General features: G+C 38.3%; 27 protein-coding genes. 1 reads left to right on the plus strand and 26 read right to left on the minus strand.

The window, feature by feature from the left end; genetic code table 11:
• Positions 1–85: 85 nt before the first annotated feature.
• Genes BUA88_RS09565 through dapF form a run of 4 tightly spaced genes read right to left on the minus strand, consistent with a single transcriptional unit; the run spans position 86 to position 3916 of the window.
• Positions 86–727: a rhomboid family intramembrane serine protease gene (locus tag BUA88_RS09565; RefSeq protein WP_242939605.1), complete on the minus strand. Its 642-nt coding sequence runs from the start codon at positions 725–727 to the stop codon at positions 86–88.
• Between the two features lies 1 nt (position 728).
• Complete coding sequence (dapA, locus tag BUA88_RS09570; RefSeq protein WP_072916813.1) at positions 729–1622, minus strand: 4-hydroxy-tetrahydrodipicolinate synthase; 894 nt, start codon at positions 1620–1622, stop codon at positions 729–731.
• On the minus strand, positions 1609–3081 hold the full coding sequence (locus BUA88_RS09575; protein WP_072916817.1) for a UDP-N-acetylmuramoyl-L-alanyl-D-glutamate--2,6-diaminopimelate ligase: 1473 nt from the start codon (positions 3079–3081) through the stop codon (positions 1609–1611). Before BUA88_RS09575 ends, dapA begins: the two co-directional genes overlap by 14 nt.
• Before the next feature lies 1 nt (position 3082).
• Complete coding sequence (gene dapF / locus BUA88_RS09580) at positions 3083–3916, minus strand: diaminopimelate epimerase (protein WP_072916821.1); 834 nt, start codon at positions 3914–3916, stop codon at positions 3083–3085.
• Between the two features lie 149 nt (positions 3917–4065).
• On the opposite strand from dapF, the gene BUA88_RS09585 reads away from it, so the two are divergent.
• Entirely contained in the window at positions 4066–4944 is an 879-nt protein-coding gene (locus BUA88_RS09585) for an AraC family transcriptional regulator (protein ID WP_242939606.1), read from the plus strand.
• Position 4945: 1 nt separating this feature from the next.
• Here the strand turns inward: BUA88_RS09585 and BUA88_RS16610 are convergent, their stop codons facing one another.
• The 22 genes from BUA88_RS16610 to BUA88_RS09695 all read right to left on the minus strand — a co-directional run bounded on the left by BUA88_RS16610 (position 4946) and on the right by BUA88_RS09695 (position 26544).
• A complete protein-coding gene (locus BUA88_RS16610; protein WP_278335522.1) occupies positions 4946–5080 on the minus strand; it encodes a hypothetical protein in 135 nt (44 codons plus the stop codon).
• A gap of 298 nt (positions 5081–5378) precedes the next feature.
• Positions 5379–6188 carry a nitroreductase family protein gene (locus tag BUA88_RS09590; protein ID WP_072916824.1) on the minus strand — a complete coding sequence of 270 codons (810 nt, stop codon included), beginning with the start codon at positions 6186–6188 and terminating at the stop codon, positions 5379–5381.
• 304 nt (positions 6189–6492) lie between these two features.
• A complete protein-coding gene (locus tag BUA88_RS09595; protein WP_072916828.1) occupies positions 6493–7704 on the minus strand; it encodes a DUF4179 domain-containing protein in 1212 nt (403 codons plus the stop codon).
• Between the two features lie 16 nt (positions 7705–7720).
• Positions 7721–8230, minus strand: a complete 510-nt coding sequence (locus BUA88_RS09600) for an RNA polymerase sigma factor (protein WP_083572472.1) — start codon at positions 8228–8230, stop codon at positions 7721–7723.
• A 183-nt stretch (positions 8231–8413) separates the two neighbouring features.
• The gene (locus BUA88_RS09605; protein ID WP_278335523.1) at positions 8414–8917 is read right to left on the minus strand and encodes a QueT transporter family protein; all 504 of its coding nucleotides are present in this window, start codon (positions 8915–8917) and stop codon (positions 8414–8416) included.
• A 4-nt stretch (positions 8918–8921) separates the two neighbouring features.
• The gene (gene pepF, locus BUA88_RS09610) at positions 8922–10721 is read right to left on the minus strand and encodes an oligoendopeptidase F (RefSeq protein WP_072916832.1); all 1800 of its coding nucleotides are present in this window, start codon (positions 10719–10721) and stop codon (positions 8922–8924) included.
• A gap of 27 nt (positions 10722–10748) precedes the next feature.
• Positions 10749–12023, minus strand: coding sequence for an MFS transporter (locus tag BUA88_RS09615; protein WP_072916835.1), 1275 nt, complete (start codon positions 12021–12023; stop codon positions 10749–10751).
• Between the two features lie 530 nt (positions 12024–12553).
• A complete protein-coding gene (locus BUA88_RS09620) occupies positions 12554–12904 on the minus strand; it encodes a type II toxin-antitoxin system HicB family antitoxin (protein WP_083572473.1) in 351 nt (116 codons plus the stop codon).
• Between the two features lie 350 nt (positions 12905–13254).
• On the minus strand, positions 13255–14049 hold the full coding sequence (locus tag BUA88_RS09630) for a class I SAM-dependent methyltransferase (RefSeq protein ID WP_072916843.1): 795 nt from the start codon (positions 14047–14049) through the stop codon (positions 13255–13257).
• Between the two features lie 63 nt (positions 14050–14112).
• The gene (gene secA, locus BUA88_RS09635) at positions 14113–16683 is read right to left on the minus strand and encodes a preprotein translocase subunit SecA (RefSeq protein WP_072916847.1); all 2571 of its coding nucleotides are present in this window, start codon (positions 16681–16683) and stop codon (positions 14113–14115) included.
• Positions 16684–16791: 108 nt separating this feature from the next.
• Complete coding sequence (locus tag BUA88_RS09640; RefSeq protein WP_159430886.1) at positions 16792–17949, minus strand: DUF6382 domain-containing protein; 1158 nt, start codon at positions 17947–17949, stop codon at positions 16792–16794.
• Positions 17921–18127, minus strand: a complete 207-nt coding sequence (locus BUA88_RS09645; protein WP_072916854.1) for a hypothetical protein — start codon at positions 18125–18127, stop codon at positions 17921–17923. The genes BUA88_RS09640 and BUA88_RS09645 overlap by 29 nt, the downstream gene beginning before the upstream one ends.
• Positions 18118–18561: a prepilin peptidase gene (locus BUA88_RS09650; RefSeq protein ID WP_072916858.1), complete on the minus strand. Its 444-nt coding sequence runs from the start codon at positions 18559–18561 to the stop codon at positions 18118–18120. The genes BUA88_RS09645 and BUA88_RS09650 overlap by 10 nt, the downstream gene beginning before the upstream one ends.
• A gap of 8 nt (positions 18562–18569) precedes the next feature.
• Complete coding sequence (locus BUA88_RS09655; RefSeq protein WP_072916862.1) at positions 18570–19400, minus strand: TadE/TadG family type IV pilus assembly protein; 831 nt, start codon at positions 19398–19400, stop codon at positions 18570–18572.
• A 125-nt stretch (positions 19401–19525) separates the two neighbouring features.
• Positions 19526–20899, minus strand: a complete 1374-nt coding sequence (locus tag BUA88_RS09660) for a DUF5702 domain-containing protein (protein WP_143151420.1) — start codon at positions 20897–20899, stop codon at positions 19526–19528.
• A gap of 125 nt (positions 20900–21024) precedes the next feature.
• Positions 21025–21216, minus strand: coding sequence for a Flp1 family type IVb pilin (locus tag BUA88_RS09665; RefSeq protein WP_083572474.1), 192 nt, complete (start codon positions 21214–21216; stop codon positions 21025–21027).
• Positions 21217–21233: 17 nt separating this feature from the next.
• On the minus strand, positions 21234–22460 hold the full coding sequence (locus BUA88_RS09670; RefSeq protein WP_072916871.1) for a type II secretion system F family protein: 1227 nt from the start codon (positions 22458–22460) through the stop codon (positions 21234–21236).
• 21 nt (positions 22461–22481) lie between these two features.
• A complete protein-coding gene (locus tag BUA88_RS09675) occupies positions 22482–23237 on the minus strand; it encodes a type II secretion system F family protein (RefSeq protein ID WP_143151421.1) in 756 nt (251 codons plus the stop codon).
• Complete coding sequence (locus BUA88_RS09680) at positions 23177–24385, minus strand: CpaF family protein (RefSeq protein ID WP_072916880.1); 1209 nt, start codon at positions 24383–24385, stop codon at positions 23177–23179. Before BUA88_RS09680 ends, BUA88_RS09675 begins: the two co-directional genes overlap by 61 nt.
• Positions 24378–25385 carry a hypothetical protein gene (locus tag BUA88_RS09685; protein ID WP_072916884.1) on the minus strand — a complete coding sequence of 336 codons (1008 nt, stop codon included), beginning with the start codon at positions 25383–25385 and terminating at the stop codon, positions 24378–24380. Before BUA88_RS09685 ends, BUA88_RS09680 begins: the two co-directional genes overlap by 8 nt.
• Before the next feature lie 20 nt (positions 25386–25405).
• Positions 25406–25837, minus strand: a complete 432-nt coding sequence (locus BUA88_RS09690) for a prepilin peptidase (RefSeq protein WP_072916887.1) — start codon at positions 25835–25837, stop codon at positions 25406–25408.
• Positions 25838–26067: 230 nt separating this feature from the next.
• Positions 26068–26544: a flagellar protein FliS gene (locus BUA88_RS09695; RefSeq protein WP_072916891.1), complete on the minus strand. Its 477-nt coding sequence runs from the start codon at positions 26542–26544 to the stop codon at positions 26068–26070.
• Positions 26545–26562 lie beyond the last annotated feature (18 nt).

A 26562-nucleotide genomic window follows, 5' to 3' on the forward strand; every position in this document is an offset into this window, starting at 1 on the left:
TTGTGTGTATAGTTTTCGCAAACCAATACTTTATCACAAAGAAGGATGTTCTTTTATTATTTGTGTATATTTTCCGAGAAAATTTTTACGCTAGCGAACCCTTATTTCTAAAATTCCTGATAAGGGTTGGTATTCCATAGCTGATAAATGTAAAAACAAATCCTGCTATCAGCCCTCCTAGATGGCCCACATTATCAGTTCCCGCTGTAGCAAAACCAAAATACAATGTAAGTAGCGCCATAAAAATCATTCTTTTTGTGCTGATTCCACTGTATTTTCCCTTATTTACAATTACAACAATTATCATTCCACCAACTATGCCAAATATCGCTCCGGAAGCTCCTGCGACGATATCATTCTTCCCCACCAGGCACATATAGAAGAACGACAAAAAGGAACCTGCCAGACCTGAGCCTAAATAGATTCCAACGTATCTTGTGGTACCTACTGCACGTTCAAAAATCTGTCCTAACAGGAATAGCAATAGCATGTTATTTGCCAAATGATCTATTCCAAAATGCATAAATGTAGCCGTAAACAGGCGATACCACTCATGATTATATAAAACGAGATACGGATTCATGGCACCATTTAGAAGCATAAAGGTGCCGTCCTCTGTATCTCCCATTAATTCCAGCACAAGAAAGACAATTATATTAATTGCCACAAGTAAAAATGTAACTGGACCGTTTTTTGGATTTATAAAATCTTCTTTATTACTTTTCACACTACGCAAGCATTTCCTGTGGCATTCTGCTGAGCAACTGGCTCATTGCCACCTTATGCTTATCCTCCATCTCTGTAAGTGGAAGTCTAAGACTACCTACATTAAATCCTAACATATTCATAGTGGATTTAACAGGGATTGGATTTACCTCGCAGAAAAGTGCATCTACAAGCTCAAGATAATCAAGTTGAAGTCTGCGAGCCTTATCTTCATTGCCCTCTAAGTAAGACATAACCATATCATGTGTGCCCTTTGGTGCAACGTTAGATAATACTGAAATAACACCAACACCTCCAAGTGAAAGGATTGGTACAATCTGGTCATCATTTCCTGCGTATATATCAAGACATCCTCGGCAAAGGCTGGCAAGCTTTGTAATCTGTGAAATATTTCCACTTGCTTCCTTAATACCTACGATGTTTCTAAACTCAAGAGCAAGCTTCAAAGCTGTCTCAGGAAGTATGTTACATCCAGTACGGCTAGGTACGTTGTACATAATGATAGGAAGGTCGATTTCCTTAGCAATTGTAGAATAATGCTGGTATAAGCCCTCCTGTGTAGCCTTGTTATAAAAAGGTGTAACAATAAGAAGTCCATCTGCTCCAAGAGCTGCTATCTTCTTAGATAAATCGATAACAAGACGTGTGCTGTTGGCACCAGAACCTGCAATTACAGGAACGCGGTGATTTACGCGCTTTACAGTATACTCGACTACTGATAGTTTTTCCTCCTCGCTCATGGTAGCAGCTTCACCTGTAGTGCCGCATACGATGATTGCGTCTGTTCCGCCTTCAATCTGTCTGTCTATAAGAGTTCCAAGCATGTCATAATTAACGGTCTCATCTTCATTGAATGGAGTGATTAATGCTACTCCTGCGCCCTTAAATAATGTCATTGCCGTCCTCCTTAATAACCTCTGCAATGAGCTCTCGCTCATCCATGTGGTGCTTAACTCCCTTAATTTCCTGATAATCCTCGTGGCCCTTACCTGCAAGAACGATTATGTCACCCTCCTTTGCATTTGTAAGGCAATATCTGATGGCTTCCTTACGGTCTGGCACTGTCACGTACTCACCGTCAGCCTTTTTAACACCGATTAAGATGTCATTAATAATGTCCATTGGCTCCTCGTTACGTGGGTTGTCTGATGTGACAACTGTAAGATCAGCAAGCTTTGAGCTTACCTCTCCCATCTCATAACGACGGCTCTTCGCGCGGTTTCCACCACATCCAAACATGCACACAAGTCTGCCCGGCTCATAAGCCTTAAGGGTTGTAAGGAGGCTCTCAAGTGCCATAGCATTGTGGGCATAATCTATCATTACTGTAAACTTCTTTGAAACTGGAACAAGCTCGATACGTCCCTTTACGTGAACGTCCTTAAGAGCTGCCTTAATCTTGTCCTCAGCCACATTAAACTGCTTGCAGATAGCCACTGCAGTAAGTGAATTGTAAACAGAGAATGTACCCGGTACATTTACCTCTACTGTCATGTCTTCCTTGCCAGTGATGTGGTAACGAACTCCAAGAGCTCCGTGCTCATTAAGAAGCTCAACATTCTCAGCAATAAGGTCATTATCCTTGCCGTAGCCATACTTGATAACATCACAAGTGTGACCCTTTAAGATTCCTTCGATGTGCTCGCTGTCGCCATTAAAGATACCTGTCTTACACTGCTGGAAAAGAAGACTCTTGCAGTGCATATAATCCTCGAAATCCTTGTGCTCATTATCACCGATGTGATCTGGCTCAAGGTTTGTAAATACACCGATGTCAAAAATGAAGCCTGATACTCTGTGAAGCATAAGAGCCTGTGAGCTAACTTCCATAACAACTGCATCAAGACCAGCCTCAACCATCTGAGCAAAAAGCTCCTGCACGCGGTAAGACTCTGGTGTAGTGTTCACAGCTGGAATGCGCTCCTCGCCAACGATTGACTCGATTGTTCCGATAAGACCAGTCTTAATTCCTGCACTATCAAGGATAGACTTTACCATGTATGTGGTAGTAGTCTTTCCCTTTGTACCTGTGATACCAATAGTCTTAAGCTTTTCAGCTGGATGACCAAAATATGCTGCTGATGTATATGCAAGCGCCTCACGGCTATTTTTTACCTTGATATATGTAACGCCATCTACTGGCTCAACGTCCTTTTCAATGATGATTGCAGTAGCGCCCTTTTCGATTACATCAGGGATGAAATCGTGTGCATCTCTCACTGTACCTGAGATACAAACGAATACACTATCTTTCTCTACTTTTCTTGAATCATATGTAAGTGTGCTGATTTCACGATCAAGCTCACCTGCATAAAGCTCATAATCTAATCTATCTAATAAATCTACTAATTTCATTTTAAACCTCGATTTCTCCGTTAAATACCTCAGTTGCTGGACCTGTCATGAATACGTGATTTGTCGCGCGATCGTATTCGATTGTAAGGTCGCCACCACGAAGGTGAACAAGAACCTTGTCCTCTGTCTTTCCATTTAAGATGCAAGCCATAACTGTGGCGCAAGTGCCTGTTCCGCAAGCCCAGGTCTCTGCAGAACCTCGCTCCCAAACTCGCATGTTTGCTTCTGTTCTGCTAATTATCTGCACGAATTCTGTATTGGTGCGCTTTGGAAATCTTTCGTGATTTTCAAAAAGCGGACCGTAGGTCTCAAGAGGGAAGCTAGCTGTATCATCTACAAACACAACTGCGTGTGGGTTGCCCATAGAAACACAAGTCATGTTCCAGGTCTTTCCACCTACCTCGATTGGCTCATCTATCACTTTGTCCCCATCAGCTACCACTGGAATCTCAGCTGGTGTAAGGATTGGCTCTCCCATATCTACGCTCACCTGCTGTACCTTACCATTCTCTATGAATAATGTGAGATATTTGATGCCTGCTCCAGACTCCACTGAAATCTCAGTCTTGTCTGTAAGCTTGTGGTCATAAACATATTTGGCAACGCAGCGGATACCATTTCCGCACATCTCTGCCTCTGAGCCATCTGCGTTATATATGTGCATTCTGAAATCTGCCTTGTCAGATGGGCCTATAGTAATGAGGCCGTCTGAACCGATTCCAAAATGTCTGTCGCTTACTTTAATAGAAACTTCTGCTGGGTTTTCAACCTTCTCTTCAAAAAGGTTTACATATACATAGTCATTACCGCAGCCGTGCATTTTAGTAAATTTCATGGGATGTCCTTTCGAATCATTTACATAGTTTCCTCAATCTTGATTTTAGTATACTCCGCACTTTTTCATTTGCTAAGCACTATTAGTGCGCAAAATATTGCAAATAGTGCTATCGAGTTTTATACTCAAGGGAGAATCATAATATATTCTTGTTAAAAAAAGGTGAAGCTATGACCGAATACAGCAAAAAAGGTTACCTATATTCAAACTTCAAAATATTCCATCTTTCTGACTCTAACCTTGGAGAAATCGATTTTCACTACCACGATTTCCACAAGGTCTTGATTCATTTATCCGGAAATACTTCTTATTCCATTGAAGGTCAAACCTTTGATTTACAGGCTAACGATATTGTGTTTGTAAATGCCGGCGAGGTTCATCGCCCTATTTTTCATGATAATTCCACTTACGAGCGAATTATCATATATATATCTAAGGAGTTTTTGGCTGAATATAGCCAAACTGATAATGATTTATCCTATTGCTTTAGAAATGCAATAGAGAATGGTTCACATGTTTTGAGACTACATTCCTTTAAGAATTCTCGTGTAGCTGCCACAGTAGGCAAGCTTACTTCAAATCTTGGAAAGGATGATTATGCAAACGAACTTTTCATGCAGGTACTCTTTCTTGAATTTATGGTAGAGCTTAATCGCGCTGCCATAAGTAATGAGGTGGAATATCTATCTACAAGCTACTCTGGCAGTAAAATCAATTCCATCATTAATTATATTAATGAAAACCTGACATCAGATTTATCAGTTGATGCTATAGCTGGGCAGTTCTATCTTTCCCGCTACTATCTCATGCATACCTTCAAGGATGAGACTGGCTACACCATCGGCAACTACATCACTATCAAGCGCCTAGCCCTAGCTCAGTCATTAATCGACGCTGGCAAGCCAATCGCAGATGCCGCAGAACAATCTGGCTTTGGTACCTATTCCACTTTCCTTCGTGCATACAAAAAGACCTATGGCACCAGCCCTAAAAAGAAGGCGGCGTCACAGGCCTCGCTATCGTTTTAATTTATATTGTCTGATGCTGAACAAACTCCTTAAAAAATGGAAGAGCAAAACATAATCTTCCATAGGCCCCATCTGACTTAAGAATCCCGGAGTTTTCCAACGTACTTTGATATGATGAAAAATTATTTGAATCCATCTGGATGCTCTCTCTTACTGTCTTAACAGATACATTATCCTCAAAACCTGAAATTGCTTCTGTTACCTTTTGTACATGTTTATAATCATCTTACAACTTATTACAGGTTTTATTTTATATTACAACTTTTATACTTAAGTCGAGCCTCTTCTGCTTTATAATCATCTTCTGAATATGGAATAGAAGTTTCTGTCAAACTTGTCTATATCATGTTATATAAAAAAATTTGTATTCTAAAAAAGAGCCGACAGTTCAATTTGTCGACTCTTACTAATCATCTACAATTAAGATTATATTCTTACCATACGTAGCTTGCTATGTATTCAGTTTTCTCTGGAGTTGCAATACCAGGGTCTGCCTGCTTGAATGCAAGCTTTTTACCGTCCTCTCGGCACTGGTTTTCAAAATGATAAAGTGCTATTCCAAGGTCTACCTTCTGCAAATCATAAGTTCCATTGTCGTAGCCCTTATCCTTTTTCTCATAGAAATGAGCTCCATTCTCTGTGACAACAACACGCCATGGCTGCTTGTTTACAGCTGATGGGGCAAGGCGAACTGCTTCAAGTGCAGTCTTTATTCCAAGCTCTTCTGCTTTATCTTCTGTAAGTGGTGTATCGAAGCTGTCTGCAAAAAACAGCTCAGAAAAATTATATCTGCTATCAGCCTTAACGCCTTTTCGCATAAGAACTTCCTTAACACCCATTTTATCTGCGGCGTATCCTATAGGACTCATGCATGGCATAATTTCATCATCCTTAAGATTAATGGCCTTTTCAAACTTATCTCTTGATAATGTGCCGCCGATCCAAACTGTGCCAAGGCCTTTGCTTACTGCATACATTAAGAGCTCTTCAAAGCTATATCCATATGCCACATCAGCGTTTGCTCCCTTCTTCACTTTAGCAGCGATATATTCCTTTTCACCAGATAGAACTGGGCTTGATAGTCCATGCTCATCCTTTTTTAAAAATACGAATTCAACTGGAATATTATAAGGATTTACGATGCTTCCTGCGTATTCCTTTAAATCATCTATTACTTCGTTACTTACACCTTTGCCATCAAAGGTTCTTACACTACGTCTGTTTTTTACGTCATCAATAAACATATTTCATTACCTCCAATTTAATTTGATATTACACCATTCGATTGTGCTAAATCAATTATAAATTTTACTGATAACAAATTATTATGATATAATCTGGAACACATCGGTGAGCAACATTTGAATATGTTAAAACTGAGGCCAAGCGCCTAGGCTGTTACGAACTCACTCTTGCTGTGTAGGCAGGAAATGATGGCGCCGAAAGATTTTATGATAGAATAGGTTTCAAAACCAAAGAACGTATTATGGAATATATTTTATAAAAAAACAGATGGCTCAAAACCGGGCCATCTGTTTTTGCGAATTGCTAGAATGAAAGGACTCCACTCCACAATGCTTTTTCATCAAGAATATCCTTAGCTTTATCTGTCTCTAGTTGCTGCCCTTTTATTTCATCCATATAATCATAATAATCACAAACATATAATGTAATTTCTGAAACATCATGTCCTTTAACTGGAAGCATATCCAAATTATCCTCTGCCTCCATGTGTTTTCCATCTTTATCAAGTGCAACAACTATATAATTAGCATAAGGATCATCATAATCCAATTGTAATTCAAATGGTGTCTTGCTGACAGTTATATAGCTAATTCCTGACAAACCTTCAACGTCAATAGTTTTTGATGTGGTGTTCTGTCTATCCACATTTACTTCAAAGTTAAAATGCCAAGGTCCGTCAATCCACCAATTCTCATATTCGTTTTTCCAACCAAGTGCATCTCGCTCGTCTACAGTCAGCTCTGAAGCGGCTGGATTATTAATATCTGTCACAATAGAGTTTAGGTCGAAGTCTACAGTAAATGAGTCTGGTAAATCATAATGAGAAACTGGAGTATCAGCATCTGTATAAAAATCACTATCGTCCAAAACATCTTTTGAATAGTAATTTAGCACATAATCCAAATCCACTTTTACAACTCCCTGGAATTTATTGTCATCGATAAAATCTCCCTTTAAGTACTCCAACGAATTATCATTATAACTGCTATCTTCTGTCTCAAAGCTATATTTTACCTTTGAATCAAATAGATAGAACATATACATATCTTTATTATCCAAATCAGGATACATCTGGCTGATAGGGAATGGCTCTTTACTTTCCACTATCATGCTTATGTACATTGCCTTTTCGTCGCAGTAAATATCTTGAAGTGTAACTGTGTTTCCATCTACTGTTTGTGTAAGTGCTACTGCCTCGTTCAATGAGTCTGATGCTATAGGCTTTGCGTATTTTTCATAATCTCCGCCAAACCCAAGCTTGTGACCCAAGCTAGAAAATACATTTCCTACAACAGGAACCTCCTCAGCAAAAGTAGGATTTGTAATGCATACTCCTGAGAAAACTACCACGCCAAGTGCTGCAGCTGTTGCTACGATTGTTTTTATTAGTCTGAAACTTCTTTTTTTCATTGTCCTCTCCTCTTCCTCATAAATCTGAGTAAAGGCATGGTCTACTTTTTCCTGAACTATTGTAGGAATCTCAGCATCAGATATTATCAATTTCTTTTTATCCATTTCACTGTCTTCCTTTCTACTCAACTATCTCGTAATATCTGGCCAAGTGCTCTCGGCCACGTTTCAATCTTGTTTTGACGGTATTTGTTGGGATATTTAGCACTCTAGAAATTTCTTCTAAGGAATATCCCTGCCAATAGAACATAATTATGATTGCCCTGTATTTTTCTTCAAGCTTACCTAACGCCTCTTTGAGTTCTAAATTACAGTCATCCTCATATGTAGGTTCTTCCCAGTTATTCAACTCAACCTGATTTTGCTTTTTTCTGATGATGTCATAACAATTATTCATCAGAATCTTTGTAAGCCAGGTCTTAAAATACTTGTTAACCTTTAGTGTATCGATTTTCTCCCAACAATTAAGGATTGTCTCTTGGATGGCATCTGCCACATCCTCATCATTCATAAGAATTGCCAGTGCCACCTTGTACATATCCTGCATGTGTCTGTTAATCAGTTCAGTAAAAGCATCCTTATCACGCCTTTTCGCTCTTACTATAAGTTCATTTATATCGCGTCTCTGCATTGATGCAGCCTCCTGTTGTGCACACAGTATTAAGAATAATCAAAGCGTCCTTCAATTGTTCTTACATACATTAGACGTGTGAGGATTTAAAAAGTTTCACATATTTTTAAATTTATGTAAAAAAAGGATAAATAAAGGGTACAAACCTCATTTGATTTGTACCCTTAAAATATTTTTTTGAATCTAATTAAAGATGGCTCTTTTATTTTTATCTAATACGCTCTTAAGAATAAATCCCAAAATGCAAACACTAATAATCTCTCCGATTCCTACTGTCACTACCATAAACCAATATGCATCCTCAGACATATATGCATAGCGAAGAACAAAAGGAATTATTACCATATTGGCAATTACTGGTGGTAATGTGAAAATAAACTTTGTCTTTCTAAGGAAGTATGTTCCAAATGCTCCAATAAGTGTTGCTAAGCTTCCAAAAATAATATCCCAAATCACGCAGCCATTTACAATATTAGAAATAAGACATCCTACAAATAATCCTGGGATGGCTGCTGGTGTAAATACTGGAAGAATGCAAAGTGCCTCGGAAAATCTAACCTGAATGGCGCCATTTGCAAGACCTAGCACATTTGCTACCCAAGTAAGTACCACATAAAGAGCCGCTATCATAGCCCCCTGTGTAATTAACAAAATCTTATTTCTACTTTTGTTCTCGTTACTATTCAATTTCTTATACTCCTATCTGTTCAATTTCATCGATAATACTTCCGATGTAATCGATTGTATCAAGAAGTGCTGCATCTGTTGTCACATCAACACCAGCCATCTTAGCAAACTCTACTGGTGTAACTGTTCCTCCTGCTGCAAGTGTCTTCTTCCAATCTTCGACTGCAGGCTGACCCTCCTTGCGGATTCTCTTCATAACCTGTGTCGCGATAGTAAGACTAGCACTATAGCTGTAAGAATACAAGCCCATATAATAATGTGGCTGTCTCATCCATGTAAGTTCACAGCCTTCTGTAAGCTCAACCTCATCGCCCCAGAACTTCTTAAGTACATCCTTGTAAATCTCATTAAGAGTCTCAGCTGGTACTGCTTCCCCCTTATTAACACGCTTGTAAACCTCACGCTGATAAGCTGCCTCAAGAAGATGAGTTACAAAGTTATGATAGTAAGTATTTGAAATCTGTGAAGCAAGGACCCATCTACGGAATCGCTTATCGTCTCCGCTCTTTTCCTTAAGGTACTCAGCCATAAGAAGCTCGTTGATTGTAGATGGAGCCTCAACAACATAGTCTGATACCTCTACATCAAGGGCGCTCTGAGCTTTTCCACATGCTCTAAAGTGTCCAGCGTGACCCAACTCGTGAGCAAGTGTAAATACATCGCTCATTCTGTCGTTCCAAGAAAGTAAGATGTATGATCCCTTCTGGTATGGGCTGGCACAGAAACCACCTGTAGATTTACCAATGTTGCGTGCAAAATCAACCCATCTCTCCTTGTAAGCAGTCTCAAGCATTTCCTTGTAATCATCACCCATAATAGATAGACCATCGATGATGTATTCCTTAGACTTTTCGATTGTAACCTTTGGGTCGTAATCTGGATCTAAAGCAATCTTTAAATCGGCGTAGGTCATCTTATCAAGACCATTTGCTTCCTTTAAAAGGCGTGCATATTTTCTCATATGAGGAGCTAGCTTCTCCATGATGAGGTCAATCTGACGGTCATACATTTCACGAGTTACCTTTTGCTCAAACAGAAGATAATCTAAAACACTATCGTATTTACGTAATTCAGAAATAGTCTTTTCTGTTCTAACATGACTACCATAAACTGTAGCGGTTGTGTACATATACTCACGGATTTTCTTTGAAAAAGCATCAAATGCAGCTCTACGAACCTCTGTATCTCTTTCATACTCATAGTTATCCTCAAATAATGAATAGCCAAGAGGATGCTTCTCTCCATTTGCCTCAAAATCAGGGAACTGAATATCTGCAAGCTTACTTGTCTCATATATTTTATATGGAGCTTCAATTGTATCTCTAAGAGCTGCTATTGCTGCTTCTGTCTCTGGTGTAAGACGGTGTGGTCGCTGACGCTCAACATCTTCTAAGTAATGCTTACCAACTGTTGCTGAGTTAATAGCCTCCTCGATTAATTCCTTTGGAGCCTCTGCCAAGTCACTGTCTACGAAGGATACAGTGCTAAGTGCTCTTGAAAACTCACTCATAACAAGCGCTTGCTCCTTCTGAGCATCAGCATTTGTGTAATCTACAGACACATTTAAATCTACATAGTTGTATAAATGATCTGCCATGATATTCCACTTGTTGAGCTTATCCATGCAATCATTAATTGCCTCAGCTGTTGTAAGCTTTCCTTTATATTCCTTTTCCATGTCAGATGTCAGTTTCTTGAATTCCTCAAGTGCTGACATAAGCTCCTTAGATGACTTAAAAAGTCTTGATGTATCCCATGTTAATTCAACTGGGACTTCACTTCTTTTTTTCAATGTTTCTGCCATTATTCTTCTCCTTATTCTGTATATATTTTAGTTATCTGTGTTGTAAATTTTTGCTACTGCTCTTCTGTTTCCACCGATGATGACTACCGCTGCTGCAACTGCAATCAGGTTAAATACTAAAATAACTATTCTTGCGTCAACAATCTCTGCTATAGCTCCTGCTATCATCTCACCAACCAGCATTCCACCTGTCATAAGAATAAAGAATACTCCGTTGAATCTTCCCTTCTTCTCATCTGGAACATAATTCTGAGTAGAAGATATTCTAATTGTATAACTTGTCACGCCTGCCAATCCTGCCATAAATGACATAACCATGGCTATCTTTATCGGCATGAAAGGGTATGAACCTTCGAATATACCTATAAATACATAAATGAACATCGCAAATGCGAATTTATATTTTACAGGTATTTTGGCTTTATAGTGAATCCCTCCACCTAATGCTCTTCCAACGAAGGCTGCACCAAATACTATAACATAAATGTACTCACCGTTTGTAAAATTCCCTTTATAAAAAGGTAAAAGCAATACGTCTTGTGCTCCACATGCCATCATATTGAAAAGGAAATATATTGCGATGGCGAGTAATCCTGGCTCACCTTTCAGATATTCCAAACCTTCTTTAATATCTAGCAACATTCTCTTTCCGCTGCTTACCTCTTCTCTGGTTTCTGCTTTTCTTTTTTCTATGTATTCCTCTTCATGCTCAATCTGCGTCTCAAATATAGCCGCAATTAAAAAAGTAACCGCATTCATCACCATTAATGGTCCGATTCCGACGAGATTATAAATAAATGTCGCCACAGGAACCATTACTACAGTCATAGTTTCAAGCATGGAAGAAATAGAATATGCCTTCTGGTAATTTCCCTCTGTAATTAATAAAGGATAAAAGCTGTCATAAGCAACCATGTAGGTACTTTGAATTCCTCCAAGCAAGAAACAAATTCCAGCAAATAAAGGGAAATTAAATGTCCCAGATATAAGCAATATTGCCATAATTAAATACACCCCTGCACTAATAAAATCCAGTGTGTAAATCATCTTCTTTCTAGAAAATCTATCCAATATTGCACCCGAAATAATTGGTGCAATAAGCTGTGGCAATGTAAACATAACCATATAAACAGCATAAAGCATAGGTGAATTAGTATAATCCAACACCATTAGACTCATAGCAAATCCAACCATTGAGTTTCCCAACATCGAAACCACACTACCTATTGTTATGATTGTAAAATCTCTGGTCCATAAGGTGTTTTTATTATTCGTTTGATTTGTAATAGTACAGTCCGTCATTAGTCCTCCTATGTAAGCCAGCGTCTCCTTGCGTAAAAAAGCATAAAGAAAACCCCTTGAAGAATAATTACTTCAAGGGGTTGGTTTCGTAAATACGATAATACTATACGCTTCTATTCACACAAAGAGAGCGCACCAATCTTAAAGTAACAAGTGTTTAATTTAATTGCATTTCCAAAATTTAAAATGCTCATTAGTGCGTCCTCCTTTCTTTTTATTTAATCTGCGTAAAATAATAGCATACCGAATTTTATGCGTCAACATAAAATAATTGTAGATTTTACTTTAACACAATAAAAAAGCTACATGGTTATTAGCCCATGTAGCCGCTCTTTAAATAATCAACGAATGTCATCATTGTTCCGTTTTCGCTATCAAATAACTCTCTGAAAATGTTCATAATAAAAACCTCCTATAAACTCTTTTCTTATCTGCCTATAGGATATCATGATTTTCAGATAATTCTACTGACTTAGTGTATAAATTATACAATTCACGCCTTGTATATTTGTACATATTGCACAACAAATCTAATTAATTGCTACTTTCTTGAGAAACTTCTCCATTGCCATAGTTACAACCTGATTCAATGTAATTCCATTCTCTGCTGCATAAATAGAAGCTTTTTCATGAATAACAGGTGTTGTTCTAATATTGAAAGTTCCTGTGAATTCTTTCTCTGGAACCTTTCCAAATCTCTCGCAAGATTCCAAATAGTTTTCTATTGAATCATGAAAAGAGTTCTCTAATTCTTCTATAGATCGTCCATAAAAGTTTAAGGAGTCCTTAATTCCAAAAACATGACCCACAAAAATATGGTCATAACTATCATAACCTACAGTAGCTCGATATCCCTTATATTTCATCATATCTGATTTCATAAGCTCTACTCCTTTTCATCTATTTCTATAATAAAATTTTTTATTCGATCAACCATATCTCTATATAATTCGTTACCTGGATGAGGCCCATCAAATTGAACTTGTCGTCCTGTAATAGTATGACGATATCCTATTCCAGATCCTCTTCCTCCTTGGAACTTTACACAATTGCACTTTCCCATAAGTGTATCCAATTCTCTAGTAGTAAAGTTTCTTGGATATGGTTTTCTAAATAACTTTTCAATTAAATCTTTCTTTTTAGGCATTTAAAATATAAAAATGCAACTATTTTCTAGTTACATTTTATCATCCTTTCTTAGTATTTTAAATACCCAATCAATATATAATTTTTACTTTTTTAATATATCCACCGTGTGTGCACTTGCCCCTAAAAGATCGGCTCTTTCACAGACTGACATCTGATAGTTTATGAATTGCTGGAACTGTTCTTCTATGAGGGCATTTACCTCGCGGCGCATATAATTTGCAGGTCCATCTGGAGAGATAATCTGCATGCGCTCCAAGCCTGCTTCTGCATTAAGACTCTCTATATCTTCTGTTCTCATGAACATGTAAAGGTCATCTTCACCTGGGCGTACATGGAATGTTTCATCAAGCTTTCCATCTGCAATGTTTTCAAGAACATGACCTTCCTTAATTCCGTATGTAAGGAAAGCGTATTCATTCATGACGTAGGCTACTAATATATAGCCACCTGGGCGGGTAACTCTCTTTGCTTCTGATAAAGCTTTTAACTGCTCTTCTCTGGTCTTGAGGTGATACATAGGGCCAAAAAGCAATGTGAAATCAAAACTGTTTTCTTCAAATCTCTTAAGCTTCACTGCATTTCCCTGGAATGCCTTTACACCTGTACCCTTTGCTTTTAGCATGCCTAGATTATGTTTTACAAGCTCCACTGCTGTCACATCGTAACCTTCTTCCCAGAGAGGAATACTATAACCGCCTGTAGCTGCACCAATATCCAAAATTTGAATTTCAGACTTTGCTTTACCAGTCTCTTCTGCAAGCTTATCAAGGTATTTATGAACATATTTCATAGTGACTGTAAATTCCATGATGCCATGACGGCTGTTTAAGCGTTTGTCTTCGTTGAATTTATTGTAGTACTCTTCAAGATTAGTCATATATCTCCTTTAAAAAGGACCTCATACGTTGTATGAGGTCCTACACTGTCTATATTATTTTTATTATTTAGCACGGCCGCAACACTGCTTGTATTTCAATCCTGAGCCACATGGGCATGGATCGTTAGGGAAGACCTTCTTTACTTCGCGCTTCTTTGGAGCACGTGTTGCTGTGTCGTCCTTATTTGTTCCAGTAACCTTAGCAACCTCTTCACGCTCTACCTTCTTCTCAATGCGGATTCTGTAAAGCATTGTAAGTGTATCATTGATGATAGCTGCATTCATTGCATCAAGCATATCGTAGCTGGCTGCCTTGTACTCATCAACTGGGTTACGGTTACCATAAGCCTGAAGACGGATACCCTGACGAAGCTGCTCCATATCATCAATTTCTTCCATCCACTTGCGGTCAATAACACGAAGTAAGATAACTCGCTCAACCTCTCTAAACTGCTCTGGCTGTTCGAATTCCTTTTCCTTAGCATCGTACATCTTAAGAGCGATTTCTGTAAGCTTTTCTTTGAGCTCCTTCTTGCTCTTGATATTTCCGATAGAAAGCTGTGTCATAACAGGAACTGGAATTACTGGGCAAAGAAGATGATTAAGCTCCTGAAGCTCCCATAAATCCTTTTCCACATCATCTGGAATAGTCTTTTCAATACACTCGTCTACCTTATCGCGAATCATACCAAGAATCTGGTCATGCATATCCTCGCCCATAAGTACTCTATGACGCTGTGCGTAGATAAGCTCTCTCTGCTCATTCATAACCTGATCATAATCAAGAAGGTTCTTACGAGCTGAGAAGTTGTTTTCCTCAATCTTCTTCTGTGCTTTCTCAATAGCATCTGAAAGCATCTTATGTTTAATCTGCTCACCCTCTGGAACTCCAAGAGCGTTGAACATGTTAATAAGTCTCTCTGAACCGAAGAGTCTCATAAGGTCATCTTCAAGCGAGATGAAGAACTGAGATTCACCCACATCTCCCTGACGACCTGAACGTCCACGGAGCTGATTGTCGATACGACGTGACTCATGACGCTCTGTACCGATAATCTTAAGACCACCTGCTGCACGAGCATCCTCATCAAGCTTAATATCAGTACCACGACCAGCCATGTTAGTAGCGATTGTTACTGCGCCATGCTTTCCAGCTTCAGCTACAATTTCAGCTTCCTTTTCATGGAACTTAGCGTTAAGTACGTTATGCTCGATGCCCTCTCTACGAAGCATCTTTGAAACGAGCTCTGAAATATCAATGTCAATAGTACCGACAAGAACAGGCTGACCCTTTTCGTGAGCCTTCTTAACCTCTTCTACAACGGCCTTATACTTTTCTTTCTTTGTCTTATAAACAGCATCATCATGATCGATACGCTGAACTGGACGGTTTGTAGGAACCTCAACAACGTCCATTCCATAAATATCACGGAACTCCTGCTCCTCTGTAAGAGCTGTACCTGTCATACCAGCCTTCTTATCGTATTTGTTGAAGAAGTTCTGGAATGTGATGCTTGCAAGAGTCATAGACTCGCGCTTAACCTCAACATGCTCCTTAGCCTCGATAGCCTGATGAAGCCCATCAGAGTAACGACGACCTGGCATGATACGGCCAGTGAATGAATCAACAATCATAACCTGACCATCTGAAACAACATAATCCTGATCCTTAAACATAAGGTTGTGAGCACGAAGTGCAAGGATAATGTTGTGCTGAATCTCAAGATTCTCTGGATCTGCAAGGTTCTCAATGTGGAAGAACTGCTCAACCTTTGCAACACCCTCTGCTGTAAGGTTTACTACCTTATCCTTCTCGTCTACGATGAAATCTCCAGTCTCATTTCTCTCTACGCCCATAATAGCGTCCATCTTAGAGAATTCTGGAAGATCCTCACCGCGCTTAAGCTGACGAGCTAAAACATCGCAAAGCTCGTAAAGCTTTGTAGATTTTCCTGACTGTCCAGAAATAATAAGTGGTGTACGTGCCTCATCGATAAGAACTGAGTCAACCTCATCGATGATACAATAGTGAAGGCCTCTCTGAACTAAGTCTTTCTCATATACGCACATATTGTCACGGAGGTAATCAAAACCAAGCTCATTATTTGTGATGTATGTAATATCACAATTGTAAGCTGCCTGACGCTCCTCCTTTGTCATGTCGTTAAGAACAACGCCAACTGTAAGACCAAGGAAACGGTGAACCTCTCCCATCCACTCAGCATCACGCTTTGCCAGGTAATCATTTACAGTAACGATGTGAACGCCCTTGCCCTCCAAGGCATTCAAATATGCTGGAAGTGTAGATACAAGAGTCTTACCTTCACCAGTACGCATCTCAGCGATACGGCCCTGATGGAGGATGATACCACCAATAAGCTGCACTCTGAAGTGCTCCATTCCAAGGGCACGCTTACCTGCCTCACGAACTGTAGCATATGCCTCTGGGAGGATGTCATCTAATGTCTCTCCATTTGCAAGTCTCTCTTTGAACTCAGCTGTCTTTCCACGAAGCTCCTCATCTGAAAGAGCCCCCATAGCATCCTTATACGATTCTATCTTATCAACGATAGGCTTAATTCTCTTAAGCTCTCGCTCCGAATGTGTTCCAAATACCTTATCAATAATATTCATTACATCTAATCTCCTAACCTAAGGGATTTTAACAGTTACAAAATCCCACAAACTGCATCTATTTTAACAGAAAAAGGCTAGTTTCTCAATGATTTGATGAACTTCGCTTTATTGAAAAATATAATTTACGTTGGCAAAGGAAATTTTGTCCATTATCTTCAGTTTTCTAGGGATTTTGTATACTAATGGCTCATTATTCAGGTAAGTCTGATTCGTAGAATTCAAATCTGATATAAAAAAGTCATCCCCATCCCTAATAATTTTCGCATGATTGCTGCTAACAGTTCGTTCTTTCAAGATGGCATCATTGTTTTTTCCCGTTCCAATCCTGAATACATCCTTGTTAACCAGAAAATCGTCCTCCTGCTTCTGCCCATCATAAACAAGTTTTCCTGTAGGTTTCACATCAGTAAGTAGGATTGTCTTCTCCTCCAGCTCATAATCAGGCTCCACGATAAAATCCTCGTATGAAGATTCCACATCATCCTTAAACTGTATTCGCATATTTAAAAATGATTTTACGGAATCAAAGAAATTTCCAAATTTGCCAGTTTTCTCATTATCATACAAATCGTACATTTCAGATAAACTATCTCCCTGCGGAATATAGTCATTATGTAATTCTAACGACTCCTGATTTCCTTCCATGGCATATGGATCTATTTTCTCTACAAAAGTTTCATTATCTTGTTCCTCTTGAAGACTGTCCAAGATTTCATCAAATGTAAAATCATCCTTAAGGCACAAATCATAGGCATTATATATGTATTCTGCCAACTTGCGATTATCATTGGGTACAAGCTTCAAAAAGTATTCAATCAGCTCTCTAAACTGCTGCTGCACTCCTCCCATATCATGAGGATAATAGCAAAGACTTACCTTAAAGCTATCATTTGATTTTTCTAAAAACACAGTTTCCTTGCTTAGGAAAATGTGATTTTCATCAATTAGATATCTTTCTATCTCCTCATAAGCTAACTGGATGTTCAATATCAACCTTCTGAAAACCTCCAGTGTCAAATCCCTTGCCTCGACAAAATCCTCCAGGTTTTCTTTTCTACTAATGCAGTAATTATACTGCTGCACTCCATTCAAATTTACTTTTGTATACTTAAGCAGTGCAGGTATTTCGTTTTCTTCTATCATTCGCTCTTCGTATCCGGAAGAAGCTTCTGCCACTTCCAGCACCATAAAGCTTTCATTATGCTGTCGTTTATAATTAATTTCCATAAATTCACTAATCCAATATGGCATGTATTGTGCCAACTACTCCTTCCTTTGTTCTAAAAAGATTAACTGCATCAAAAGCATCTGGCTCATAGCTTACGTAATCCATGGCATCATAAAACAAATCAAATGCTATACATATAGCCATGCCTACAACCAAAATACAAAAACTGAATACATATGCAGCCTCCACTGTATAGCTTCCCTTTAACCGCATACTATAAGTCCTCCTAAGTTTGTAACCATGAACATAACTACATAACCTATTAATAAAAATGGTACAAAAGGCAATTCTACATCCATCTTAACGTGATGTTTTCTTACATATATTGTTCCAACAATTGCCGCTAATACCATACTCAACCATAAAAGCAACAGAGTATCTTTAAATCCAAGGTACAATCCCGTAACCATAATCAGTAACGCGTCCCCCTTTCCAATCCTCCCTTTTGAAATGATGCTAAATAGATATAACAAAACTCCAATCATCACTCCGCCCAAAATACTAAGCAAATCATTAGGCCTATAAACTATATTTATTATTATTCCAATTGCGCCAAATATAAGTATTTCACTTACCTTCACCCGTCTATCCTTTAAATCATCAAAGGTCGTCAGGCAATACAAACAAACTAAACCATATACTTCCATTTCTTCCTCTACTGTTCACCCGTACATTTACTGCAGGGTCTCATGCTATTTTTTACTTCCTCATATAAAACTTTCTTAATGTTATGCTTTATTTCTTTACAACTAATATCACTATGCCAGGCGGTTCCATAATCAGTCACATACACTAAGCCACCTGGCTTGATATTCTTGCATTTGTGACATTGATAATATATTCCGCCACTTTTATTTCTCGCTGATTTTATATCTTCAGCAGGCATAGAATGCACCGATGGATTTAAATATGTGCACATATAGTTTCTGTGATATGCCTCGCCCTTTTCAGTTATGTAAACATACCTTGCATCTAGGGAAAACTCTGCTTTGTCACACCCCACCCATTTTCGACACCTCGATCGCTGGGTCACTTCATATGTGTAGTTTCCAAGTAACCCAATAGGAAATGTCAGATTATAATTCACCTTTAAATCGATGTAATTTCCCTCAACAGTGGACTCACTGAAATCTAATCCTGCTGCACCACCATCTATGTATTCAATGGGTACTTTATGCTCTACTACTTCGTAACCAGCCATGGAAATAGTTGCAATCAAAAGACCTGCCTCAGACAGTTCTCCCCTTAGTGTCGGCTCTGCATTAGAGGTATCTACATCCTTATCAGACTCACCCTCATTTGCCATATTTCCAAGTGTAACTGCCATTCTTCTGCTTGCTGCATCTAACGACTGCTGCACCCCTGATTGAACCTGTAGCATTCTGAAAATAAACATTCCAAAAATCATAAGGGTAATAAATAATGGCAAGATTACTGCTGCCTCTATGGTATAGCTAGCCTTTTCAAAGGAGGCATAAAAAGGCATCTCCTTTTGAAGGTATTTGTGCAGAATACCCCTTACTTCCCTTGGTTGGCCTTGAACACTGGGTTGAATGTACAAGTTTGGTTGATAGTTACAATGAGACACCTATTTACACCTCCTTTCAAAATCTAGTAGGACATTGTTTTGTTTCTTACAAAATGATAACGTCCCAGCTCTCCCTTTCTCGTATTGTTTCCTGCAAAAAGAGACAAAAACATCTCCTCTGCAGAATATGTAAGTTCTATATCAGCTGCCCAAATCATATTGTCTACCTTTACATTCTTATAATCTTCAGTGGAATTAAGAGCATTTTCCATAATATCCAATGCTCTCATAGCTAATTTTTCATTAGTTCTAAGTGCAAGAAAACCAATGAGGTATTCCTTATATCCAGCTCCACTGCCGCAATCAATTGCCTTGAATTTTATATTGCAGACATTTGATAAATGCCAAACATCCGATGTCCATTGATTCAAGTTTTTTATAGGTGCTACCTTTCCTCCGCTCAATAACAAACGTACATCCAAAGTAGCTTCTGCATATGCCCAGGCACCTATCACTGCATATTTAACTGCCTCGATAATGGCTGGATTCATAGTAAAACCTGCCATTGCTTCAGCAACAGCTGTTGCCTGTGACTCCAACGCAGGTGTTTTAATGATTGTCGTGTAATTAGCTCCCTCTCTAACCAAAAGTATCTGCTCTACGGCAGATGCCAGGCATTGAGGGTCAGTTTCTTTTCCAGAAATCAGATATTCCACTTCATACTTTAAGCCATCATGCTTTAAGTCATTTCCAAAATAACTGTAATTTGACATCAGATAGTCTATGAAAAGGGCCTTATCTACTATTCCTTTACCTTCTTCAAAATCCATGTTCCCTTTTAATAGCTTTCGATGTGATGGAAGATTTTCCAACTGTGTACTTCTATCTGAAAGCGACTCTGCATTCGTCACCGTAGCAAGAACTCCTTTTGAAAATGATTCCTTCAAAATATCAAAAGCATCCAGAGGATCATCCTCTAACTTTTCTGGTCCCTGATAGTCCTCAGGTTTTGTGTTGGGGTCATCATCCTCATCAGCTGCTCTCCTTTTTTCTGCGAGCTCCTCTTTTGCGTTGTTTAAAGAACTCTTACTACTCTCGATTTTTATTTCTACTGGAATCTTTTCTATACCATTGACACTGTCTATGTGATTCTGTATTCCATCAATTATCTGACTGGTCATACCATATTTAGCAGCCTTTACACCAAGTCCTATAACACCTGCACCATCTCTATCAGTAAGAAGTGCGTATTTATTTACTGAACTGGTTTCAGCTGTCATTCTTGCAAAATTAAATCCACTGTCCACATCAGAATTATATTTACAATAATCCAATGTTTTCTGCTCCAAAGATCCTGGACCAGTCATGTTTTCTCCATATCCTAAATCCACCGCCAGAATCTTATAGTTTGACCATAGATAGGGATTATATTCTGAAAAAGAACTTTCAACTGCCATATCTGTGTACTCCTGAGCAAAGCTTAGCATCTCGTATAGCCTTATACATTCACTCATTGTGAAAATCAGGCTCATTACTGAAACCAGAATAAATGTGAAGAACACAGAAACAGAGCCCTTGGCCACTATACTCTCTTAGCCTGAGAATTGATTGTCTTGAACAGGCTCTCTACCAAATCGTTAAGATTATCCTTAAAGATAAGCACAATTCCAATTAATACAACCAGGATAAGGATCATCTCAACTGTACCGATTCCATCCTCCTCATTCCAAAACTCCATCATTTTATTCTTCATATGTAACATTAAATTCTTCATTTCTTTCCTCTTTCTTTCTAATTAATCTGCATTATTGCTGGTACAACCAGCACAATTATTACTATAAATAGCATTCCACCCATTGGTATCAGAAGCTTTGTAGAAGCTTCTTCTCCGGCTCTGATTGCTCTTTGCTTCCTCATGTCAAAAGCGTTTTCTTCTTCCTTTTCCAACGAATCCAACAAATCCCGTGAGCCTTTCCTTAAATTCTGTACCAACAGCATGGTTAGTTTCCTGTATTCCTTACATTCACAACTCTTTCCAAGCTCTTCCAAAGCTTGTATTTCCCCTCGGCCATCATTTATTTTTCTATATGTTTTTAATATCTCTTCATAGCCAGCTTTTTGTTTTTCACCCTTCTTCAGTGAAAGTACATACTTACCACTAATTCTTTCCAGTGCTTTTCTAAGACTCATTCCAGCTCCCATAAGAATTGACAGCTGACTCACTATCTGTGGATAATCTTTCGCCAATTCATCTATGTACATTTGTCGAGCCTTCTTTTCATCCTGTTTTTTACCTACAGCAAGTCCTGCCACAGTAAGAATCCCAAGGAAAATAATCTGCAAGCCTCTGAAATTCATCTTTTTCTTCCAGCTTAATTCCATTCCTGATATTTCTTTTGGAAGGACATACTCAGATTTTTCACGTGTACTTTCATCCAATTCTTTGACTGTTCTATCTATTGCCTCAAGCTGACCATCTAATGTATCCATCCCCTTGCGGTTAGCAAGAACAGAAAAACTATATATTCTTTCAGCCTCTTCGTAGTAAAGCGTACATTGAACATCTACTAACTCTCCGCCTTCTGGGATGTTTTCAACCTTAATTTTTCCATCTCTGGATATAATTCCATAGGGTGATAACTTCCAGCTTGCTTCTATCAACCCATCCACATATTCTGTTTCCAGTACCAAATCATAGGTCACATTATTCGCAGATTTGTTTTGTCCAAGATAGGTTTCTTCGATTTCCTGAATGGCCTTATCAAAGCTTTTTTCTATTTCCTTTTCTGATAACCTTCTATCTGACACCTCTATTTCATATTCCTGTTTTTGGTCCGAAAAACCCAACTCCAGGTCCTCTGAAACACTCCCTGCGCCTGCATCATTTCGTTCTATGACTCCATCAAAACCAACATTCGTATTTACGAAGTCATAAACCAGAATTCCTAATCCTAGCAATGTTGTGACTACTAATATTTCTATAAATTGTTTTTTCGTTAAATCATGACTTTTTTGCAAGACTTCCCGCCTCCCACTTCTTCAGACCTTGATATCAATAATTCTTCTTCCTAAAACTATCAGGCATCCATACACCACCAGACATCCACTCATCAGAATAATTCCAACTAGGTTTCCATATAGTGGCTTTATAAATCCCGGAGATGTCAAAGAAATATACCCTAGAATCAGGATTGGCATTACACACATAACTTTCAGTTCCAGTCTTTTTTCTGTTGTGATTGTCTGTATCTCCTGTTTTACAGCAATACTATCCTCAATCTTAATAGCTGTTTCTCGAATATGACGGCAGTAATCACCACCGCATCTTTTTGCAAAGGAAATAATCTCAGCAAGACTTTCTGCTTCCTCAAGTCCAGCTGTCTTTGCAAATTCCGCAAAAGCCTTTTCAACCTGAGTGTTCATGGCAATTTTCTGATTCATAATATGAACAGAATTCTCTAAAACTGATTCTTGTGAATATAGCTTCTTTAGCTCTTCCTCTGCCTGCAACAAAGCTCTTTCAAGGGAATATCCTGTCTGAAGACCAGCCACTATAAGCAGCATAAATTCCTTAAACTCCGTCTCCATTTTTGCCTGAAGCTGAGTCTGTTTTTCCTCTGATTTAAGCTTTAACCAAAAAGGGATAATCAGTACGCCTGAAAGAATTCCAAAGAAAGATCGATAAAAAAGAAATGCTATAGCTATTGTTATTCCAATACCCTGAAGCCAGGGAATCATGCCTTGCCATGTTCCACTAATTTTTCTGTATGCACTAAGTTGCCTACTTTTTCCCATTGACCAATAATCCTTCCATTTTCTTCACTTATTTCCTTAAACTTGTACAGAGTATTAAGTTTTATTTCACCTGAATCAATGCCTTCCACCTCTGATATTTCCAAAAGTTTTCGGCTCTTATCTCTAAGTCTTCCTAACTGCACAATAATATCTATCCCCGACGCAATCTGCTGTCTTATTGCTGGAAGTGGTATCTCCGCTCCCATAAGCACCATTGTTTCAAGTCGTGATAGCATGTCTTTGCAAGAATTACTGTGTCCTGTAGAAAGACTCCCATCATGCCCTGTATTAAATGCCTGTAGCATTTCTAGGGCTTCTGCACCTCTACATTCACCTACTACTATTCTGTCTGGTCGCATTCGAAGGCTGGATTTCAACAAGTCTCTTATACTAATTTCATTCTTTCCTTCGAGATTTGCATTTCTAGCCTCAAGTCGAACCAGATTGTCAACATTCTTAAGCTGCAGCTCTGCAGAATCTTCAATGGTTATAACCCTCTCGTCCTTAGGGATAAATTCCCCTAAAGCATTTAGAAATGATGTCTTTCCACTTCCTGTTCCTCCGGATACAAAAATGTTGTATCCGCACTCTACAAGCTCTTTCAAAAACTCTATTTGCTCCTCGTCGATTGAGCTCAAATTTTTCAATCTTTCCATTGTCATCTGCTCCTTTGGGAACTTTCTAATGGAAAGAATACTGTGGTCCACAGCAGCTGGTTTTAACACAATGTTTACTCGACTTCCGTCCTCCAGTCTGGTGTCCACTATAGGGTTTGACTCATTTACGATTTTATTACTTTGGGCCACTATACTTTGAATGATGTCATTAAGCTTTTCTTCTGATGAAAACCTTTCTTGCGAATGAATGACTCTGCCATTCTTTTCAATAAAAATATTGTCTGGCCCATTTATCATTATTTCTGTGATTTCCTCATCAGCTAACAAATCTTCCAGCACGTCCAGCTTTCGAAGAGAATTGAACACATGGTTTTCTATCGTCTGACGCTGGCTTAGAGAAACTGGAATGGATTTTGATATCTCCATGATTTTATTTTTTATTAGCCTAAGGATTTCTTCATCGGTAACGTCATAAGATAAGTCAATTTCATTCATTACCTCTATACGTACCTGTTCTTCTATGTTAGCCATAATTCTCTATAACATTTCTCTCATTGCTGTTTATTAGTTTCTTTACGAATACTCCAAGATTACCGTGCAAAAGCTCTTCCAATTGGTAGCTTCCATCAGTTAGATTTCCTGCTGACATTGGCAAAATTACATTCTCTACCGAAATATTCGCCTGTATTCTATCCAGATAATCTAAAAAGTTTTCCTGCCATTTTCTAAAGTAATCTCCCGGTCGTCCCAAGACGAAAAGTCGATTCATACGCTCGATATATCTTGCAAACCCATTGATAGCTCTTCCAAATAGGATAACAACTACATCATAATCAGTCTTCACAAGCATCTCGAAGAACTTATCCCAGGTATCTTCATCGATTTCACTGATTTCATTTGGATTCCAAAATGGCTCTATATAATCAAAGCCCATAAAGCTTCGAACGTAATCTGACAAACTTTTTTCCATATCCTCAGCATTAGTATTTAATAGATAAAGAAGATCCATAAGATTTCTTTCACAATTTCTGCCGATGAGATTTGGCATTATAGAAATCTCTTCCAGATCTACGAACAGGACTTTTCCATCTGTCCTGTGTGCTTGACCAAGTGCCATAGAAAATGGCAACTGTAATTCATGATTTGCCGGAGAATACACTCCAATAAGCTTAGATTTTCCATTAGAATTTCTTTTACTAATGCTATGTTTTTCACATACTTCCTTTAACTCTTTGATTTCATCTAGAATCTTGTCCACAGCCTGGAACTTATAAATGAAATCCTCTGTCATATTGTCTGAGTCCTCTGTAAGTATGTATTTATGTCCAACCACTCCCTTAGGTCGAAAGCCTGATATTTCCTCAAAATCTTCTGTTATTATGGCAACATCAAAATCTGTTTCATCTTGGAAAAATCCTTCTGGTGTCGTAAATATATGAACTCCAATGTTGGCCTTCATCATTAAATGATTGGCAAATTTTAATACATAATTCGAATCAAGATCACATAATGCGATTTCCAAATTTTTCATTGATTTCAACTCCATTCTTTTTAATCATTTATCATTTGTAGTAAAAAAAACGCAGCCGTCATATAAAAAGAATAGTGTAATCTTCTCTTTAAATTGATGCCCTTCTCATATAAGATAAGTCCCAATACAGCGACGCCAGCAAGCATCACCGAAGTTATCATCACTTCTGTTGTGTACTCAAAACCCACTAGTGTACTCATAACAGAAAACAATTTGATGTCACCAGAACCAAGCCCCTTAAGTGTATACAGCAGATACAGTATAAGTACTGGCAATATGGCTTTTATTATGAAAAGAACAACTCCAATCATCTGGAAGTTCTGTATATTCAGGAAAAGTCCTGCAGCATATCCCAGTATGATCAGCTCATTTGGAATTTTGTATTCCCTGGCATCAAATAAATTGGCCACGGTCAAAATACTCCACGTAAAAAACGTCTTCGTTTTCTTCACCTCCGTTTCGAGTTGGAATTATAGGATCTGGTGCCAGGAAGATACATAGCATTTCACGCTATAATAATTTTTGTAAAGAATCACATTTTGTTTTTTTGTTAGAGATAAATACACGTTTGAGGAATAAGTAGCACTATGTTGTATAATTCTCACAGTACTTCTTATAACTAAGTATTAAAAAAGAGATTCCCTGTTACGGAAATCTCTTTTTCTATAATTTAATATTAAAATTATGCCCAGAATCCTCTGCTGGTCTGATTACCCATTAGGCTTTCATTTAGTGCCTCCCTTCCATAGGTAACACCAGCTCTAACATACTGTGTATTCCGCATTATAGGCGCGGAAGAATCTTTCTTAGCCACTTGGTCAAACGCAATACCTAATTCATCCATGACTCTTTTAGCCTCTAATAGTCCATCGGAATTTGCCTTATATATGGATTTGGATACATTTCGCTGTACATAATCGTAAAGCGCGTACAGATTTGAACTTACCTTATAATCAAAATTTAAATCTCTCTGGAGGTGATTTACCACATCGGCACACTTCTTCAGTGCTACCACTGCTTCATCCACTTGGCCAGCTGCAAATTTATCCAGCGCTTCTTTTTCATATTCATTATAAATATCGTAAAGAATTGATATTAATCCGCTACCATTGCTGGATGCTATTTTTAAGGTAAAAGCTGAAATCTTATCTCTGTTCATTTACTATTTCTCCTATTA

The organism is Pseudobutyrivibrio xylanivorans DSM 14809 (genome assembly GCF_900141825.1).
GTDB lineage: Bacteria > Bacillota > Clostridia > Lachnospirales > Lachnospiraceae > Pseudobutyrivibrio > Pseudobutyrivibrio xylanivorans.